Here is an 18,582-nt window from a genome sequence, read left to right on the forward strand (position 1 = left end):
CGGAGGAGAATCATGTTGGAGACAACAATTTTAGCGAGCGTGCCGTTAGGCTCAATGCTCTTTGTCTTGATTGCATTCCTCTTACTGATGTGGGTCTTATCTAAGGTAGCTTACGGGCCACTGATGAACATTCTTGATCAACGTGCGGACAAAATTAGTTCTGATTTAGATGGTGCAGAAACTGCACGTCAACAAGCAGAAGAATTAGCGTCAAAACGTCAAGGTGAATTGGCAAATGCGCGCAACGAAGCAACAAAAGTGGTTGCTGATGCAAAAGCAAGTGCACAAAAGCAAAGCGATGTCTTAGTTAGTCAAGCTAGTGATCGTGCACAAGCAATTAACAGCCAAGCTGAAGTTGAGGCACAAAAACTCAAGGATGATGCGATTTCTAGCGCAAAGAATGACGTCGCAGCATTATCTGTTGCAATTGCGTCAAAGTTAATGCAAAAAGAATTATCGTTAAATGATCAACAAGCATTAATTGATGCCTATATTTCGGACTTGGAAAAGTCTGAATAAGGAGTATTGGGATGGCAAAGAATAATAAAGACATTGCTGACCAATATGCTAAAGCAATTTTTGAATTAGCAAGCGAACAAGATAATGTCGAAACAATTAAAGTAAGTTTGCAAACGATTCAAACTGTTTTGCAGGATAATCAAACGTTGGTAAAGATTTTAACATCTACTCAGGTAACTGACGATATTAAGCAATCTTTGTTGGCTACATTAACTGATTTTGCACCAGAAAGTGTGAAGAATTTAATTCAGCTATTGGCTTATAATGAGCGATTAAATATTTTACATTTAGTTATAGAACAGTTTATGCATGCTTATAACAGAATGCATGGTATCGTTGATGTTGAAGCGACAACTAGTGTCCCTCTTAATGAGGAACGACTACAGCGTTTGGCAAAAGTCTTTGCACAAAAAACAGGGGCAAAGAAAGTTAATGTTTCAAACACTATAGATGAGAGCATCTTAGGTGGTGTTATCTTACAATCAGAGTCTACCTTGATTGATGGTAGCTTGAAAACAAAAATCGCCAAGTTTAAGGCACAATTATTAGGTTAGTGAGGATGAAAAATGGCTATTCAAGCTGAAGAAATTTCTGCTTTAATTAAGCAACAGCTCGAAAAGTTCGACACAACGCTAACTGTAGAAGAGGTGGGAACTGTCACTTATGTAGGTGATGGTGTGGCCCGTGCAACCGGTTTGGCAAATGCTATGGCTGGCGAATTGGTAGAATTTACCAACGGCACATATGGAATGGCTCAAAACCTTGAATCTAACGATGTCGGTATTATTATTTTAGGTAAGTATGACGACATTCGTGAAGGTGATACGGTTAAGCGTACCGGACGTATTATGGAAGTGCCGGTTGGCGAACAACTAATTGGTCGCGTTGTGAATGCTTTGGGACAACCAATCGATGGATTGGGTGAAATCAAGACAGATAAGACACGACCTGTTGAAGTAAAAGCACCTGGGGTTATGCAACGTAAGTCAGTTTCTGAACCGTTGCAAACAGGTATTAAAGCAATTGATGCCCTTGTACCAATTGGTCGAGGACAGCGTGAATTAATTATTGGTGACCGTAAAACTGGTAAAACAAGTTTGGCCATTGATACAATTTTGAACCAAAAAGACCAAAATATGATTGTTATTTATGTTGCAATCGGTCAAAAAGATTCAACAGTACGTACACAAGTTGAAACATTACGTCAAATGGGTGCGTTGGATTATACTATCGTTGTGAATGCTGGTCCTTCTGAACCAGCACCAATGCTTTACCTTGCACCCTATGTTGGTGCAGCAATGGGTGAAGAATTCATGTACAATGGCAAGCACGTTTTGATCGTGTATGATGATTTGTCAAAGCAAGCAACGGCTTACCGTGAGCTGTCTTTGATCCTTCGTCGTCCGCCTGGACGTGAAGCTTATCCTGGTGATGTCTTCTACTTACACTCACGTTTGTTAGAGCGTGCAGCTAAGTTGTCTGACGAACTAGGTGGTGGCTCAATGACTGCTTTGCCATTTATTGAGACACAAGCTGGTGATGTTTCAGCATATATCCCAACCAATGTTATTTCAATTACCGATGGTCAGATTTTCTTGGATGCTGATCAATTCTACGCTGGTGTGCGTCCTGCTATTGATGCTGGAACTTCTGTTTCACGTGTTGGTGGTGATGCTCAGATTAAGGCGATGAAGAAGGTTGCTGGAACTCTACGTTTGGATTTGGCTTCATACCGTGAATTGGAAAGCTTCGCGCAATTTGGTTCCGATTTGGATGCTGCGACACAAGCTAAGTTAGCACGTGGACGCCGTACTGTTGAAATCTTGAAGCAACCATTGAACAAGCCAATGCCTGTTCAACAACAAGTACTTGTATTGTACGCATTGACGCATGGTTATATTGATGATGTAGCAGTTGAAGATATCCAGCGTTTCCAAGATGAACTCATTGCTTATGTTGATGCGAACGCTGCTGACTTATATAAGACAATTGTTGAGACCAAGAGTTTGCCAGAAGAAGCAGATATGAATCAAGCAATTGAGTCATTTAAAGCAACTTTTGCATCTTCTGTCTCAGATGAACAAGAATAAGAGGGGGCGCTGATATGGCTTCTTTGCAAGATATTCAGCGTCGAATTGCTTCAACTAAAAAAACTCGCCAAATTACAAGTGCCATGCAGATGGTTTCGACTGCTAAGTTGAGTCAAATTCAACGTTTTGGTAGTGGTTATTCAGCTTATGCGGCTCGTTTGGAATCAATTGTGGAACATCTTGTATCAGCACATCTATTTGATAATGCTGATGCCGCACATATTCCTTTGATTAACCAACGGCCAATTAAGAAGACTGGCATTTTGGTAGTAACATCAGATCGTGGTTTAGTTGGTTCTTATAACGCCAATATCATTAAACAGACTAACGCTTTAATGGAACGCCTTGGTTTGACACAAGATAACACTGCTATTTTGGCAATTGGTGGCAATGGTGCCGACTTTTATAAGAAGTTGGGATTTGACATTGTCCTTGAACATCGCGGTGTAAGCGATGTGCCAAGTTATAACGAAATTCGTGATGTTGTAAATACAGTGACAAGTCTATATGATTCTGAGGTGTTTGATGCACTTCACGTCGTTTATAATCACTTTGTCAACAGATTAACTAGCGAATTTCGTGATGTTCAGTTATTACCATTGACTGCAGATACGTTACATGCAATGGGTGGTACTAATGAGGATAAAGCAGAGCTAGATGTTCAAAGTGTTTATGACATCGAACCAGATGCCACAGCAGTTTTGAATGTTGTGCTACCACAATTTGCACAGAGTTTAGTGTATGAAGCAGTTCTTGATGCGAAGACGGCTGAACATGCAGCTTCATCAACAGCGATGAAAGCTGCAACGGATAACGCTAAGGATCTTATTGGTCGCTTAGAGTTACAATTTAACCGTGCACGTCAAGCTGAAATTACAACAGAAATTACAGAAATTACAGGTGGTATGGCAGCATTAGGATAGTCTTATTGACGATTCTTTTGTTTGTTTAACAACTGTAAGACAATTAGTGTGATAAAAAATAAGTATCAGTCACACGTTAAAATTGGAAAGGAAACGACAATGAGTACTGGAAAAGTCGTACAAGTGATTGGTCCGGTCGTCGATGTTGCGTTTGAACAAGGGCAAACAGTTCCTGATATCAATAACGCATTAGTTATTGATAAAGGTGATAATACAACATTGACAGTTGAAGTCTCATTGGCTTTAGGTGACGGTATTGTCCGTACGATTGCCATGGATTCAACAGATGGCCTACAACGTGGTATGGCAGCAACAGATACTGGAGAAGCAATTTCAGTACCTGTTGGTGAAGCAACCTTGGGTCGTGTCTTCAATGTGTTAGGGAATCCTGTGGATAATGCCGGCGATATTGATGCTGGTGTAAAGCGCAACCCCATTCATCGTGAGGCACCACAATATGATGAACTAACAACTTCTACCGAAATTTTGGAAACAGGCATCAAGGTGATTGATTTGCTTGCACCATATGTTCGTGGTGGAAAGATTGGTTTGTTTGGTGGTGCTGGTGTTGGTAAAACTGTTTTGATTCAAGAATTGATTCATAACATCGCACAAGGCCATAACGGTATTTCTGTCTTTACGGGTGTCGGAGAACGTACACGTGAAGGTAACGATATGTACCATGAAATGAAAGAGTCAGGTGTTTTGGCTCAAACTGCCATGGTTTATGGACAAATGAACGAACCACCAGGTGCCCGTATGCGTGTTGCTTTGACTGGTTTGACAATGGCTGAAAACTTCCGTGACAATGAAGGAAAGGACGTGTTGTTGTTTATCGATAACATTTTCCGTTTCACACAAGCTGGTTCAGAAGTATCAGCTTTGCTTGGACGTATTCCTTCAGCCGTTGGATATCAACCAACGTTAGCAACTGAAATGGGTCAGTTACAAGAGCGTATTACTTCAACTAAGAAGGGTTCTGTTACATCAATTCAGGCTGTTTATGTGCCTGCCGATGATTATACTGATCCAGCGCCTGCAACAACTTTCGCCCATTTGGATGCGACAACTAACTTGGAACGTGCCTTGACACAACAAGGTATTTATCCTGCCGTTGATCCTTTGGCTTCAACTTCATCAGCTTTGGACCCACAAATTGTTGGTCAAGAGCACTATGAAGTTGCAACTGAAGTACAACGTACATTGCAACGCTACCGCGAATTGCAAGACATCATCTCTATCTTGGGTATGGACGAATTATCTGATGAAGAGAAAACAACAGTTAACCGTGCACGTCGTATTCAATTCTTCTTGTCACAACCATTCTCTGTTGCGGAGACATTTACTGGCATTAAGGGTGAATATGTACCGGTTTCTGAAACTGTTCGTTCATTTAAGGAAATCTTGGATGGTAAGTACGATAACTTACCTGAAGATGCATTCCGTAACGTTGGTGCGATTGAGCAAGCTGTAGAAAAAGCCCAAACAATGGCCCAATAAGGGGGTATTGAATAATGGCTGATGAGACAACAACTCAAGGTATTCAAGTCCAGATTGTGACACCCGAAGGTGATGTTTACAATGAGCAAAGTATTGAAATTGCTACTGTGAACACTAAAGGTGGTCAATTTGGATTAATGCGGCATCACGAACCAGTATTAGCAGCGTTAGATATCAATGAATTATTGGTAAAAAAAGACGGTAAAACGGTTTCTTTAGCTGTTAATGGTGGATTTGCAGAGTTTTCAAATAACGTATTAACGGTTGTTGCAGATAGTGCGGAAACATCAGATAAAATTGATGTTAATCGTGCTCAAAGCGCAAGAGATCGTGCGGAAACGCGTATTCAACATGCACAAGAAGTGCATAACGAGGACGAATTAAAGCGTGCTCGCGTGGCTTTGATGCGTGCTGTTAATCGTATTCATGTTGCTGCTGCAAAGCAAGGTAAATAGATTATTTCTATAAAAAGCTGAATGGTAGCATTCGGCTTTTTTTGTTACACCGATAAAAAGAAAACGCTTTTAAAATTAACGTTCGGAATAAAGGACATATCAGGATATAATGTTCGTTATGTACCGGACGTTTCATTTCAAAATGAGTACATTCTAATCATAAAAGGAACTTAATGGCCTAATTTTCTGTTATATTAATAAGCGGGATAAATATACAATGACTTTTAAAAGTAAATAGTGCAGCGATAGCATTTGCTTATCATGCCGTGAGTTATATTTGTTACAGAAAAATTGTCATTAGGCAAATGGGGAGAAGAGTGTCATGAGCAAGAATGCAAAAACATTAGCGGGTATTGTTATCGTCATTATTGTTGCAATTGCGGCGTATTTTGGCTTTACACATACAGGATCAAAGGCAGCATCAGATAAGACTATCAAAGATTTGAAGGTTTACTTTGTTCCGTCAACGCAGCCTGATAAAATCGTAACGATGACAGCGCCAATGAAGACGTTGTTAAAGGACGAATTGAAAAAAGAAGGGTATGACGTTAAGAAAGTTGATATCAAAGTTGGTACGAGCTATGAAGCTGCCGGTGAAGCTTTGTCATCAGGAACAGCTGATATTGGCTTCATTCCGGGTGGTACGTATGTGATGTATCAAGATGGTGCTAAAGTTTTGTTGACAGCAACACGTGCGGCATTGAATAAAGACTCTTCAGATGCTGCGAAATGGAATGACGGTAAGGCAACAGAATTAACTAATGGTCAGTCATCAAAGTACCGTTCATTGTTTATTGCAGGTCCATCTGCTAAGGGACAAGCATTAGCTAAGAAAGTTAATGCTGGTGAAAAGTTGACATGGGAAGATTTGAACTCCGCTAAATGGGGCTTATCATCAACAACATCATCAGCTGGATACATCTATCCTTCATTATGGTTGAATAAAAATTACAATAAAACAGTTTCGAATTTGAAGAACACTGTCACACTTGATTCATATGGATCAGGGATGGCGCGTTTAGCCTCTGGACAAATTGATGTTATGCCAGCTTATGGTGATGCGCGTGTTAATTTTGCTAAAATGTGGACAACTGATTACAAACAACCAAAGTCAATTTGGGAAGAAACAAATGTTATTGGTGTATCACAAGAAATTTATAATGACACAATTTCTGTATCAAAGAAATCAAAGGTTATGACACCTGAATTTGAAAAGGCATTGTCAAAAGCATTTATTAATTTAGCTAAGACTAAAGAAGGTAAAAAGGTTATTGCAGTGTATTCACATGAGGGATATGAACCAGCGAAATCATCTAATTACGATGGTGAACGTGCGGCACAAAAGTTGCTGAAATCATCACAAAAATAATGTTGGGTGATGTATTAATCAATAGTATTTGTTGATAGAACATGATACTTGGTATTAGTAACAACCTAACGCATTTCAAAACGTCGGAAAAGCAGCGCGATTATGTGCCGCTTTTCTTGCGTTTGAGCCCATACGGCTCACATACATAAAACTTTAGGACGGCAATTATGATTAAATTTGAACACGTTTCAAAAACATACGCTAATGGTGTAAAGGGATTACAGGATGTTAATTTAGAAATCGAAGACGGTGAGTTTATTGGAATTATCGGTATGTCTGGTGCAGGAAAGTCAACGTTTATTCGAACAATTAATCGACTTAATGACATTACTGAGGGCCACTTAACAGTTGATGGCGTGGAGATTTCAAAGCTAAAAGGTAAGGCTTTGCGCCAGTACCGACGTAAAGTGGGGATGATTTTTCAATCATATAACCTGGTTCCTCGTATTTCAGTAATTAAGAATGTCATGAGTTCGTTAGTACCGGATATGCCATTTGGTCGCGTACTATTAGGTTTGTTTTCTAAGGAAGAAAAAATGCGCGCGTTAGAAGCACTAGATCGAGTATCGATGCTAGATAAAGCATTTGTGCGTACTGATCAATTGTCTGGCGGTCAACAGCAACGTGTTTCATTGGCACGAACATTAACACAAAATCCGAGTGTATTATTGGCAGACGAACCAGTTGCGGCTTTAGATCCAGTCACAGCTCACGAGGTGATGGATGATTTTAAGCGTATTAATGAAGAGTTGGGACAGACTGTTTTGATTAACATTCATCATGTTGATTTAGCTCTTGAATATTCTAAGCGTATTATTGGTATCCGCTCTGGTAAGGTCGTGTACGATGGACCAGCAGATGGTGTGACACAAGAAATGTTAGATTTGATTTATAGTAAAGACGAGGCTAAATAATGGGTTGGTATGATAAATTATTTGAAGCTGAAAGTTTTACACTTGAAAATGGTAAAACTGTAACACAAAAATTTACTCGCTTGCCATTAATTCTCTTCTTACTGCTGATTGGTATTGTTGTATCGGTTTGGGTTACTGGCTTTAGCATTGTGACGCTTTTCGAAAATTTTGCGGGTTTTTGGAAAATTTTTGGTAGTATGTTCCCACCAAAACTATCGTATTTTGTCCAGGTTTGGCGACCACTGTTAATGACAATTCAAATGTCATTATTGGGTTCATTTTTCGGTGCATTATTGGCATTGCCGATTGCTATTTTAGCAGCCAGTAATATGACGAATCATCGTGCAATTAATTTAACCGCACGTTTTATTTTAACTGTTGTACGCACAATGCCAACATTAGTATCAGCGTTGATCGCCACATATATTTTTGGCTTGGGTACGTTTGCGGGAACAGTTGCCATTTTCTTATTTAGTTTTTCGTTCGTAGGTAAGCAATTATTTGAATATATCGAAACAGTTGATATGGGAGCTTACGAGGCGTTAACTGCAACTGGTGCGAATTCATCACGTGCTTTTGTAACGACGATTTTTCCACAAATTTTACCAACATATCTTTCGACATCGTTATTTGCTTTTGAAGGTAATGTTCGTTATGCAGCCATTTTGGGATATGTCGGTGCTGGTGGTATTGGTATGATTTTGAATGAAAAGATTGGCTGGCGCGAGTTCCAAAGTGTGGGCATGATATTACTATCTATTTTTGTGGCTGTTGTGATTATCGAAACGGTAAGTCAGCAGTTGCGTAAACATTTGAGTTAAGGGGAGAACAACATGAGTGAGAAGTTAGAAGCTGTTCTCAGTAAAGAGCCACGACGTGGTGTTCAGTACGGTATTACGATTATCATTGTTTTGATACTGCTCGCATCCTCGATGCCGGCATTAGGTGGTGCTGATATTACAGCTAAAGGTTTTGAAATGGGCCGCAATATCTTGGGTGGTATTTTAACACCGGATACGAGTTTGTTATTTGGATTGGGAGATAGTGGTGTTGCCTATCTTATTTTGCAAACCATTGCGATTGCTTTTCTCGGGACTTTAGTTGGTGCTATTATTGCTGTGCCGTTATCATTTATTTCGGCGACAAATATTGTGCCACGTCCAGTTGTCATTATCACGCGTTTCATTATTATGGCGATTCGGACAGTGCCATCATTGGTATATGGTTTAATGTTTATTCGTGTGACCGGACCAGGACCGTTTGCTGGTGTGATGACATTGGCTATTGTATCAATTGGTATGATATCGAAGTTATTTATTGAAACAATTGAGGATTTAGATTCAGGTATTTTAGAGTCTTTGGATGCTTTCGGATCAACATTATTTCAAAAAATCCGTTACGGTATTTTGCCACAACTAGGGACTGACTTTATTTCAATTTTAGTTTATCGTTTTGATATGAATTTACGTGAAGCGACGATTTTAGGATTGGTAGGTGCTGGTGGTATTGGTGCACCAATGATTTTTGCTTTAAGTGCTTATCATTGGCATCAAGTTGGCGCTATTTTGATTGGGTTGTTTATTTTAGTATTTGTTGTTGAAATTCTATCAGACAAATTACGTCAAAAGATTTTACATGGTTAAGCAATGAGACGACTGCAGTCGTCTTTTTTTGGAGGGAAAATGAAAAATTTTAAACTGTATTATACGTCAGATGTTCATGGCTATTTATTTCCAACTGATTATATTCAACCCAATCAACAACCACTTGGGTTAATTAACGTTGCCGCTAATTATCACAAGGATGAACAGACCATTATCGTCGATGGTGGCGATATGTACCAAGGCTCACCTTTATTACAGTATTTACAAAAGCATAGCGACAGTTTTGATGCCGTAAGTACAGCTATGAATATGGCAGGTTACGACTATGTAACATTAGGTAATCATGATTTTAATTTTGGCTATCGTGAGCTTCAAAAGCATTTGTCACAATTAGAGGCAACTGTGATTGCTGAAAATGTTACTGATAATGCAGGGCATACGCTATATCCAGCACAAGTTAAAGTGCTCGGAGATGGTACTAAGGTTGGTTTGGTTGGTTTGGTAACCGATTATATCAATGTTTGGGAAAGCCCAGAACATTTACAAGGTATTAAAATTGAATCACCATGCATTAAGGCAGCCAAAACAATTGAAAAATTGCGGGAAACAGCTGATGTTGTGATTGGTATTTATCATGGTGGTTATGAACGTGATTTATCAACAGGGAAACTAGTCAGTGACACAACGGAAAATATTGCTTGGCAGTTAACACAAGAACTTGATTTAGATATTTTGCTAACCGGACATCAACACGGTAACGTACAACCGCAAGTGATTAATGATGTTTTGACGTTACAAATGCCAAATCAGGCTAAAATGTATGCTGAAATTAATGGTGTTTTGAAACATGGTCAATGGCAATTTCAGGCTGAGACGAAGTCCGCTGGTGTACAACATCGACAAGACATAGTTGATGCATTACAACCACTACAATCAAAAGTAGAAACATGGCTAGATCAACCTATAACACAGCTAGATTCAGCAATTAAAGTGGAAGCACCGTTATATTTAGCGCAATATGGTAATGCCATTTTGAAATGGATTGCTAATGTTCAATTAGCAACATCTAATGCTGATATTACTTTAGTGAGCTTAAATAATAATCCGTCAAGTTTACCGCAACAGTTAACATTACGTCATATTCTACAAAATTATCCGTTTGATAATACGTTGGTTAAAAAACGGGTGAGTGGCAAAGTATTAAGAGCTAGCCTCGAGCATACAGCGCAATACTTTGCAGTGGAAAATGGTGTATTAGTTGTTAATCCAGCTTGGCTAACGCCCAAAGTAGAGCATTACAATTATGATCTGGCTTTTGGCATTGATTATGCTTTTGATATAACGCGACCATTGGGGCAACGTGTTACAAAGTTAAAATATAAAGGTACAGATGTGCAAGAAGATGATTATTTTGATGTTGCAATGAATAATTATCGGGCTGTTGGTGGTGGTAATTATCAAGATTACGCACAATCTGAAACCATTTTGACTGGTGATCAGTCTGTCCAGGAACTATTAGTTGCATATTTTGATACGCATAATCAATTACCGAAGACGCCTGATTTACAATTTTTGCTTAAATACTAAACATAATGTTATTAAATGTATATTAAATAACATTATGTAATCATTCTGAAATGCAACAGATGTTTTATGTACATATTCAACGCATACACTAGTAAACGTTGAGGCGTTGAGATAAATAGTCAACGTCAAATCGTATATTATAAATTAAAAACATTATATTTTGGGAGAATGATTATTCATGTTTAATAACACAAAGAAGACTTTAGCCGTTGCAGCAGGATTTGCTGGTGCCTTAGCATTTGGCGCAACTAATGCAAGTGCTGACACAACTTATACAATTAAGTCAGGTGACACATTAAACAAAATTGCTGCAAACTTTAATACATCTGTTGATGATATTGCTAGTGCTAACTCTGTTAAGGATATTAACTTCATCTATGTTGGTGAGCAATTAACAATTGGTGGTAGCTCAAAGGCAGTTGAAGCACCAAAGGCACAAGTGCAAGAACAGACAGTTCAAACACAACCTCAAGCACAAACACAAGTTGTTGCGGCACCACAACAAGCACAACAAGTTCAAGTTGAAACACCCCGTGCAACAACTTCATCATCTAACAACTCATCTGCTTTGAATGAATTGATTAGTCGTGAATCTAGTGGTAATGTTAATGCTACTAATGGTAGTTACTACGGTATCGGGCAATTGTCACCACAAGCACGTGCAACTTACGGTGGTAACTCAACTGATTATAACGACCAATTGAATGCTATGAAGTCATACATTTCAGCACGTTATGGTTCTGCTGATGCTGCATTGGCACACCACAACGCTACTGGTTGGTATTAAGATATAATCGATTAAGGTAAAAGCCCTTCACATCATGTGAGAGGCTTTTTTATTGTTCAGTAAAGTCTTTAATTCATAGGGATGGTTGGTATAATAAAGATATGGATCAGAAATTAATTATAGAAACTGAAAAAATATTTAAATTATTAGGTAATAAACAACGGCTAACAATCCTAGTTTTACTCAGAGCACATGAATATACCGTTTCCGAAATCATTGATATATTAGATATGGAACAGTCGGCAGTATCGCATCAATTGAAATTACTACGTGAGGCGCAACTTGTTCAACCAAAACGCGAGGGACGAAAAGTTGTCTATGCTTTAAGTGATTCACACGTTTTAACTTTACTAAAAAACGCTATGGATCACGTGGAACATCGATTGGAAAATGATATTTAAATTTCATTTGAAAAATCTATTGACAAAATCGGTAAAATCAAATAATATTAAAGAGTTGTGTTAGCACAATGCAGGTGTGGCGGAACTGGCAGACGCGCTGGATTTAGGTTCCAGTGGGGCAACCCGTGCAGGTTCGATTCCTGTCACCTGTATAGAAGTATCTAGTATTACACTTAGGTAATACCCGAGTGCTTCAAAAAGCCGACTTAGCTCAGTTGGCTAGAGCACCTCACTAGTAATGAGGGGGTCGGAGGTTCGAGTCCTCTAGTCGGCATTAAATAAAAATCACACTGATATTAATCAGTGTGATTTTTTGTTCATGTAATAGCGTCAACATAGGTTGTGACGAGTGAGAAACCTAACGTTACTATAGGAATAAAAGGTAAGACATGTTTTGCTTTTGCTTTGCTGTAAATAATCGCAATGATACTACTTAATAACAGTATCCATATTAATTGTTCGGTATTGGATATTACTGCGATGACTAAAATGACTGGGATATCGCCGCTACCAAGTGAACGACGAAAAAGAGCTAAATAAATTAGAAGTAAGCCGAGAAACAAAATAAGCCATAAATTAAGATGATTAAAATACCGAAGGGTTAAATATCCTAGCCAAGGGTATAAAATCCAAGTGTGCGCGGTATGATTAAATTGATCTTCTATACTGAGAAATAATAATAGTAGCATTGTGATGTAAAGATGGGGATGTGTCCCAACATGGGTCAACCAAAAGGCAACTGAACCTTCGATGATTGCGTAGTATAAACCAAAAGAGTAGTGACAGTAACGACATTTTCCTAAGGTTAACAGTGCTGAAACAATGGGAAGTGTATCAAACCATTTCAATTGATGTTGGCAGTTAAAGCAAAAAGAGCGTTGCTTTGATAAAGGGATATGGTGATTGATGCGGTCGGCAAGACACATAATAGTTGAAACGATTGTAGCGTTGATTATGAAGTAAAAAATTATCATATGCCATATTACGTAAAATTAACATCATTTACTTGCTAAATGTGCCCTTGACTTTTATTGTATTTCTGATATCATATTTGACGTGCTTTTAGGAAATCAGCGCCATGCATAACGCGTGACGTGCTGAACTGCAGTATAAAGGCAAATGTCGGCAGTATTCCAGTGAGCATTTTTGTTTGATAACATTAATGATACACCTGGAACTGTGAATAATAAAAAATTAAGGAGATTTGTAGCATGCCTACAATTAACCAATTGGTTCGTAAGCCACGTAAGTCACAAGCTTCAAAGTCTAAGTCACCAGCTTTGAACTTTGGCTACAATTCAATGAAGAAGAAGTCAACTAACAATGTTGCGCCACAAAAGCGTGGTGTTGCAACACGTGTTGGTACAATGACACCTAAGAAGCCTAACTCAGCTTTGCGTAAGTACGCTCGTGTACGTTTGTCAAACTTATACGAAGTAACAGCTTATATCCCAGGTATTGGTCACAACTTGCAAGAACACTCAGTTGTTTTGATTCGTGGTGGTCGTGTTAAGGATTTGCCTGGTGTGCGTTATCACATCGTTCGTGGAGCTTTGGATACAGCCGGTGTTGATGGCCGTATGACTTCACGTTCTAAGTATGGAACTAAGCGTCCAAAGAAGTAATTAAGGAGAAAACTGACCTATGCCACGTAAAGGATACACAAAGCGTCAGGAAGTTTTACCTGACCCAATTTATAACTCAAAATTAGTATCACGCTTGATTAACAAGTTGATGCTTGATGGAAAGCGCGGAACTGCATCAACAATTTTGTATGATGCCTTTGACCGCATTAAAGAAACAACTGGTAATGAACCATTGGAAGTTTTCGAACAAGCTATGGAAAACATCATGCCAGTATTGGAAGTTAAGGCTCGCCGTGTTGGTGGTTCTAACTATCAAGTGCCAATCGAAGTACGTCCAGAACGTCGTGCTACTTTAGGTCTTCGTTGGTTGGTTAACTATGCACGTTTGCGTAACGAACACACAATGGACGAACGTTTAGCAAAAGAAATTATCGATGCTGCTAATGATACTGGTGCTTCAGTTAAGAAGCGCGAAGATACACATAAGATGGCTGAAGCCAACCGTGCCTTTGCTCATTATCGTTGGTAATCTGTCGTTAGCGATAGATGAGATGTTGTTTTGTGTTTGACCACTTAACAAGATCAAAAAGCGTACATGTAGATGTCGCTTTTTGTTGCCTATAGACTAAAAATCGGGAGAAATATTCAAAATGGCTAAACGTGAATATCCGCTAGAACGGACACGTAATATTGGTATCATGGCCCACATTGATGCGGGTAAGACAACCACTACTGAACGTATTCTGTACTATACAGGTAAAATCCATAAAATTGGTGAAACACATGATGGTGCTTCACAAATGGACTTCATGGATCAAGAAAAAGAACGTGGTATTACTATCCAATCAGCCGCTACAACGGCTGTATGGCACGGTTTCTTTGATCAATTTGCAAAAACACCTTACCGTGTTAACATCATTGATACACCAGGACACGTGGACTTCACTATCGAAGTTGAACGTGCTTTGCGTGTGCTAGATGGTGCTGTTGCCGTTCTTGACGGTGCTGCTGGTGTTGAGCCACAAACTGAAACAGTTTGGCGCCAAGCAACAACATATGACGTACCACGTATTGTCTTTGTTAACAAGATGGACAAGATGGGTGCTAACTTCCAAATGTCAGTTGACTCAATGCACGAACGTTTGCAAGTTAATGCTGAAGCTATCCAATGGCCAATTGGTGCTGAAGATGATTTCGAAGCCGTTATTGATTTGATTACACAAGAAGCTTATTACCCAGTTGATGATTTGGGTGAAAAGTGGGAACCACGCGAAATTCCTGCTGAATTGAAAGATTTAGCTGAAGAAAAGCGTAGTACATTGATTGAAGCAGTTGCTGATGTTGATGATGACTTGATGGAAAAGTATCTTGAAGGTGAAGAGATTTCAGTTGAAGAATTGAAAGCTGCGATCCGTCGTGCTACTTTGGCATTGCAATTCTACCCAGTCCTTGCAGGTTCTGCCTACAAAGATAAGGGTGTGCAAATGATGTTGGATGCGGTTGTTGACTACTTGCCAGGTCCTTTGGATGTTAAGCCATATATTGCGCATAACCCTGACACTGACGAAGAAGTTGATTTGATTGCTGATGATGCTAAGCCTTTCGCTGCTTTGGCCTTCAAAATCATGACAGACCCATTCGTTGGTCGTTTGACATTTATGCGTGTGTATACTGGAACTTTGAAGTCAGGTTCATACGTACAAAACACATCTTCAGATTCACGTGAACGTGTTGGTCGTTTGCTACAAATGCACGCTACTAGCCGTACTGAAATTGAAGAAGTATTCTCAGGTGATATTGCTGCGGCTATCGGTTTGAAGAATACAACAACTGGTGATTCTTTGACAGACGTTAATAACAAGTTGATCTTGGAGTCAATGGAATTCCCTGATCCTGTTATTGAATTGGCTATCGAACCAAAGACAAAGGCTGACCAAGATAAGTTAGCCAACGCTTTGCAAAAGTTAGCTGAAGAAGATCCATCATTCCGTGCAACAACTAACCAAGAAACTGGTGATACTTTGATCGCTGGTATGGGTGAGTTGCAGTTGGATATCATGGTTGATCGTATGAAGCGTGAATTTAACGTTGAAGCGACTGTTGGTGCACCTCAGGTTGCCTACCGTGAAGCCTTCACTAAGACTGTTGAAGCGCGTGGATTCTTCAAGCGTCAGTCTGGTGGTAAAGGACAGTATGGTGATGTTTGGATTCAATTCTCACCAAACGATGAAGGTGCTGGCTTCGAATTCGAAGACGCTATTGTTGGTGGTGTTGTGCCACGTGAATACATTCCTTCAGTTGAAGCTGGTTTGAAGGATGCTTTGAATGCTGGTCCATTGGCTGGATTCCCATTGGTTGACTTGAAGGCCAAGTTGTATGATGGTTCTTATCACGATGTCGATTCTTCTGAAGCTGCCTTTAAGATCGCTGCTTCATTAGCTTTGAAGGAAGCTGCTAAGACAGCTGGTGCCGTTATTTTGGAACCAGTTATGGCTGTTGACATTGTTGTGCCTGAAGAAAACCTTGGTGATGTTATGGGACATGTCTCAGCACGTCGTGGTTTGATTGAAGGACAAGAAGCACGTGGTCCTGTTTTGGCTGTTAAGGCTAAGGTTCCTTTGGCTGAAATGTTTGGTTATGCTACTACTTTGCGTTCAGCAACACAAGGTCGTGGTACTTTCCAAATGGTCTTTGATCACTATCAAGCTGTTCCTAAGAACATTCAAGAAGATATTATTAAAAAGAACGCTGCTGAATAAGCACATTCTAACGAAAGGCCGCCGTTTCGGCGGTTTTTTATTTGGACAAATATGATCACTTGTCCTGTCATATTAGAGCAATAAAAATGTTGTTTGTAGTTAAAATGCATAGCTAGCTATTCAAGCACTAATTTTGTATGATTAAGAAATACATTGGATAAGATGAATGAGGTGAGAGATTTTGACAGAGCAGAAACCAGTGATTGAATTCAAAAAGGTATCGCTATCGTTTGATGATACAGAAGTTTTGAAGAATATTGATTTTGAAATTGAATCTGGGAAATTTTACACATTATTGGGACCGTCCGGATCAGGGAAATCAACGATTTTAAAATTAATTTCTGGACAATTAATGGCGGATAATGGTGATATTATATTTGAAAACCAGCGTATTAATGAGGTGCCTGCTGAACACCGCCGTGTGAATACAGTTTTCCAAAATTATGCGCTATTTCCTAATATGAATGTTTTTGAAAATGTGGCTTTTGGGCCACGGCTTAAAGGCTTAAATAAGGAAGAAATCAAATCCAAGGTGTATGAAATGCTGGATTTGGTTAAGTTGCGTGAATTTGCTAACCGTGAAATAGATGAACTGTCTGGGGGACAGCAACAACGTATTGCGATTGCGCGGGCGTTAGCTAATGAACCTCAAGTATTGTTATTGGATGAACCACTATCTGCACTGGATTATAAGTTGCGTAAAGAAATGCAGTACGAATTAAGAGAGATCCAACAGCGCTTAGGTATTACATTTATCTTCGTGACTCATGATCAAGAAGAAGCGTTAGCGATGTCAGATTGGATTTTTGTTATGAACGATGGTGTTATCCAACAAAATGGGACACCTGAGGATATTTATGACGAACCCATTAATCATTTCGTTGCTGATTTTATTGGTGAAAGTAATATTGTTGAAGGTAGCATGCGCTCAGATTATTTAGTGCATTTCGTGGGTAAGGATTTCGAAAATGTCGATGCTGGTATGCGTGCCAACGAACGTGTGGAGGTTGTGCTGCGACCGGAAGATTTGGATTTAGTTCCCATTGATGAGGGGAAGTTGGTTGTTACAATCGAAACTCAGTCATTTAGAGGTGATTTTTATGAAATCACGGCAATAGATGATGATGGTAATGAATGGCAAGTACAAGCGACAAATTCAGCGACAATTGGTGAACGTGTGGGGCTATTTTTTCATCCAGAAGATATTCATATTATGCGTTTTAATGAATCAGAAGATGACTTTGATGCACGTTTAGAAAGTTATGAGGACGATGATGAATAGTAAGCAACAACGAAGATTATTTTATCTGGTTCCTTATGGCTTTTGGCTTGTGCTTTTTGTGATTGCACCGTTGGTTTTATTATTGATGCAAAGTCTAACTACGGCGGACGGGCACTTTACATTACGACACTATATGACTTATTTTGGGTCAGGTACGTATCTGCGTATGACCTTTAATTCAGTTTTTTATGCTGTTGTGATTACCTTAATCACTTTAGTTATTAGTTATCCCACGGCATACTTGCTAAATCAGTTAAAGCAACGTCAATTTTGGTTGTTGCTGGTCATCTTGCCAACATGGATTAACTTATTATTAAAGACGTATGCGTTTATTGGCTTGTTGAGTCATACTGGGTCAGTTAATGCGTTTTTATCTTTTTTTGGTATTGCACCGCAACAGTTATTATTTAGCGACTGGAGTTTTTTGCTAGTGGCAAGTTATATTGAAATTCCTTTTATGATCTTACCTATTTTTAATTCATTAGCTGAATTGGATCCTAAGTTAACGCAAGCGAGTCATGATTTGGGTGCTAATAAGTGGCAAACACTTCGGCGTGTCATTGTGCCGCTGTCGATGCCAGGTGTGAAGTCAGGTATTCAAGCAGTGTTTATTCCCAGCTTGAGTCTTTTCATGATTACACGATTAATTGGCGGTAACCGCGTCATTACTTTAGGTACAGCGATTGAGGAACATTTTTTAGTGACACAAAATTGGCAATTAGGTTCAACGATTGGCGTGATCTTGATTGTTGCGATGGTGATCACTATGATTTTGACACGAGATCGTGCTAGAAAGAGGCGTTAAA

19 protein-coding genes and 2 tRNA genes are annotated in these 18,582 nt (G+C 39.2%); 20 read left to right on the top strand and 1 reads right to left on the bottom strand.

Translation table 11 applies throughout. The annotated features are described in order from the left end of the window. The first annotated feature begins 12 nt into the window (after positions 1-12). The 15 genes from atpF to C5L23_RS03440 all read left to right on the top strand — a co-directional run bounded on the left by atpF (position 13) and on the right by C5L23_RS03440 (position 12,423). Positions 13-519, top strand: coding sequence for a F0F1 ATP synthase subunit B (gene atpF / locus C5L23_RS03370; RefSeq protein WP_010008229.1), 507 nt, complete (start codon positions 13-15; stop codon positions 517-519). A gap of 11 nt (positions 520-530) precedes the next feature. After that, positions 531-1,073 carry an ATP synthase F1 subunit delta gene (atpH, locus tag C5L23_RS03375; RefSeq protein WP_133264294.1) on the top strand — a complete coding sequence of 181 codons (543 nt, stop codon included), beginning with the start codon at positions 531-533 and terminating at the stop codon, positions 1,071-1,073. A 12-nt stretch (positions 1,074-1,085) separates the two neighbouring features. Beyond that, positions 1,086-2,609: a F0F1 ATP synthase subunit alpha gene (gene atpA / locus C5L23_RS03380; protein WP_010008225.1), complete on the top strand. Its 1,524-nt coding sequence runs from the start codon at positions 1,086-1,088 to the stop codon at positions 2,607-2,609. A gap of 14 nt (positions 2,610-2,623) precedes the next feature. Beyond that, positions 2,624-3,532, top strand: a complete 909-nt coding sequence (locus C5L23_RS03385) for a F0F1 ATP synthase subunit gamma (RefSeq protein ID WP_010008224.1) — start codon at positions 2,624-2,626, stop codon at positions 3,530-3,532. A 99-nt stretch (positions 3,533-3,631) separates the two neighbouring features. Beyond that, entirely contained in the window at positions 3,632-5,032 is a 1,401-nt protein-coding gene (gene atpD / locus C5L23_RS03390; protein ID WP_010008223.1) for a F0F1 ATP synthase subunit beta, read from the top strand. Between the two features lie 14 nt (positions 5,033-5,046). Beyond that, positions 5,047-5,487 carry a F0F1 ATP synthase subunit epsilon gene (locus C5L23_RS03395; RefSeq protein WP_133264295.1) on the top strand — a complete coding sequence of 147 codons (441 nt, stop codon included), beginning with the start codon at positions 5,047-5,049 and terminating at the stop codon, positions 5,485-5,487. 322 nt (positions 5,488-5,809) lie between these two features. Further along, on the top strand, positions 5,810-6,856 hold the full coding sequence (locus C5L23_RS03400; protein ID WP_010008220.1) for a phosphate/phosphite/phosphonate ABC transporter substrate-binding protein: 1,047 nt from the start codon (positions 5,810-5,812) through the stop codon (positions 6,854-6,856). Positions 6,857-7,023: 167 nt separating this feature from the next. Beyond that, a complete protein-coding gene (gene phnC / locus C5L23_RS03405; RefSeq protein WP_010008218.1) occupies positions 7,024-7,770 on the top strand; it encodes a phosphonate ABC transporter ATP-binding protein in 747 nt (248 codons plus the stop codon). Continuing rightward, positions 7,770-8,591, top strand: coding sequence for a phosphonate ABC transporter, permease protein PhnE (gene phnE, locus C5L23_RS03410; protein WP_010008217.1), 822 nt, complete (start codon positions 7,770-7,772; stop codon positions 8,589-8,591). The genes phnC and phnE (C5L23_RS03410) overlap by 1 nt, the downstream gene beginning before the upstream one ends. A 12-nt stretch (positions 8,592-8,603) precedes the next feature. Then, complete coding sequence (gene phnE, locus C5L23_RS03415) at positions 8,604-9,413, top strand: phosphonate ABC transporter, permease protein PhnE (protein ID WP_010008215.1); 810 nt, start codon at positions 8,604-8,606, stop codon at positions 9,411-9,413. A gap of 39 nt (positions 9,414-9,452) precedes the next feature. Then, positions 9,453-10,961 (top strand): bifunctional metallophosphatase/5'-nucleotidase, encoded by a 1,509-nt coding sequence (locus C5L23_RS03420; protein WP_010008212.1) that lies wholly within the window; start codon positions 9,453-9,455, stop codon positions 10,959-10,961. A 178-nt stretch (positions 10,962-11,139) separates the two neighbouring features. Then, positions 11,140-11,748 (top strand): LysM peptidoglycan-binding domain-containing protein, encoded by a 609-nt coding sequence (locus tag C5L23_RS03425; RefSeq protein ID WP_010008210.1) that lies wholly within the window; start codon positions 11,140-11,142, stop codon positions 11,746-11,748. Between the two features lie 101 nt (positions 11,749-11,849). Continuing rightward, positions 11,850-12,149, top strand: coding sequence for an ArsR/SmtB family transcription factor (locus tag C5L23_RS03430; RefSeq protein ID WP_010008208.1), 300 nt, complete (start codon positions 11,850-11,852; stop codon positions 12,147-12,149). A 70-nt stretch (positions 12,150-12,219) separates the two neighbouring features. Next, a tRNA-Leu gene (locus C5L23_RS03435) sits at positions 12,220-12,301 on the top strand. A 48-nt stretch (positions 12,302-12,349) separates the two neighbouring features. Next, positions 12,350-12,423, top strand: a tRNA-Thr gene (locus tag C5L23_RS03440). 43 nt (positions 12,424-12,466) lie between these two features. Here the strand turns inward: C5L23_RS03440 and C5L23_RS03445 are convergent. Next, positions 12,467-13,123, bottom strand: coding sequence for a prepilin peptidase (locus C5L23_RS03445; protein WP_033192945.1), 657 nt, complete (start codon positions 13,121-13,123; stop codon positions 12,467-12,469). A 237-nt stretch (positions 13,124-13,360) separates the two neighbouring features. Between C5L23_RS03445 and rpsL the strand changes: the two genes are divergently transcribed. The 5 genes from rpsL to C5L23_RS03470 all read left to right on the top strand — a co-directional run bounded on the left by rpsL (position 13,361) and on the right by C5L23_RS03470 (position 18,581). After that, positions 13,361-13,774 (top strand): 30S ribosomal protein S12, encoded by a 414-nt coding sequence (gene rpsL, locus C5L23_RS03450; RefSeq protein WP_010008203.1) that lies wholly within the window; start codon positions 13,361-13,363, stop codon positions 13,772-13,774. Between the two features lie 19 nt (positions 13,775-13,793). Continuing rightward, entirely contained in the window at positions 13,794-14,264 is a 471-nt protein-coding gene (rpsG, locus tag C5L23_RS03455; RefSeq protein ID WP_010008201.1) for a 30S ribosomal protein S7, read from the top strand. 121 nt (positions 14,265-14,385) lie between these two features. Then, positions 14,386-16,494 (top strand): elongation factor G, encoded by a 2,109-nt coding sequence (gene fusA / locus C5L23_RS03460; protein WP_010008199.1) that lies wholly within the window; start codon positions 14,386-14,388, stop codon positions 16,492-16,494. 181 nt (positions 16,495-16,675) lie between these two features. Next, positions 16,676-17,776 (top strand): ABC transporter ATP-binding protein, encoded by a 1,101-nt coding sequence (locus C5L23_RS03465; protein WP_010008198.1) that lies wholly within the window; start codon positions 16,676-16,678, stop codon positions 17,774-17,776. Next, a complete protein-coding gene (locus C5L23_RS03470; protein WP_133264296.1) occupies positions 17,766-18,581 on the top strand; it encodes an ABC transporter permease in 816 nt (271 codons plus the stop codon). Before C5L23_RS03465 ends, C5L23_RS03470 begins: the two co-directional genes overlap by 11 nt. Position 18,582: the final 1 nt, after the last annotated feature.

This window comes from Leuconostoc fallax, from assembly GCF_004354645.1.
GTDB lineage: Bacteria > Bacillota > Bacilli > Lactobacillales > Lactobacillaceae > Leuconostoc_B > Leuconostoc_B fallax.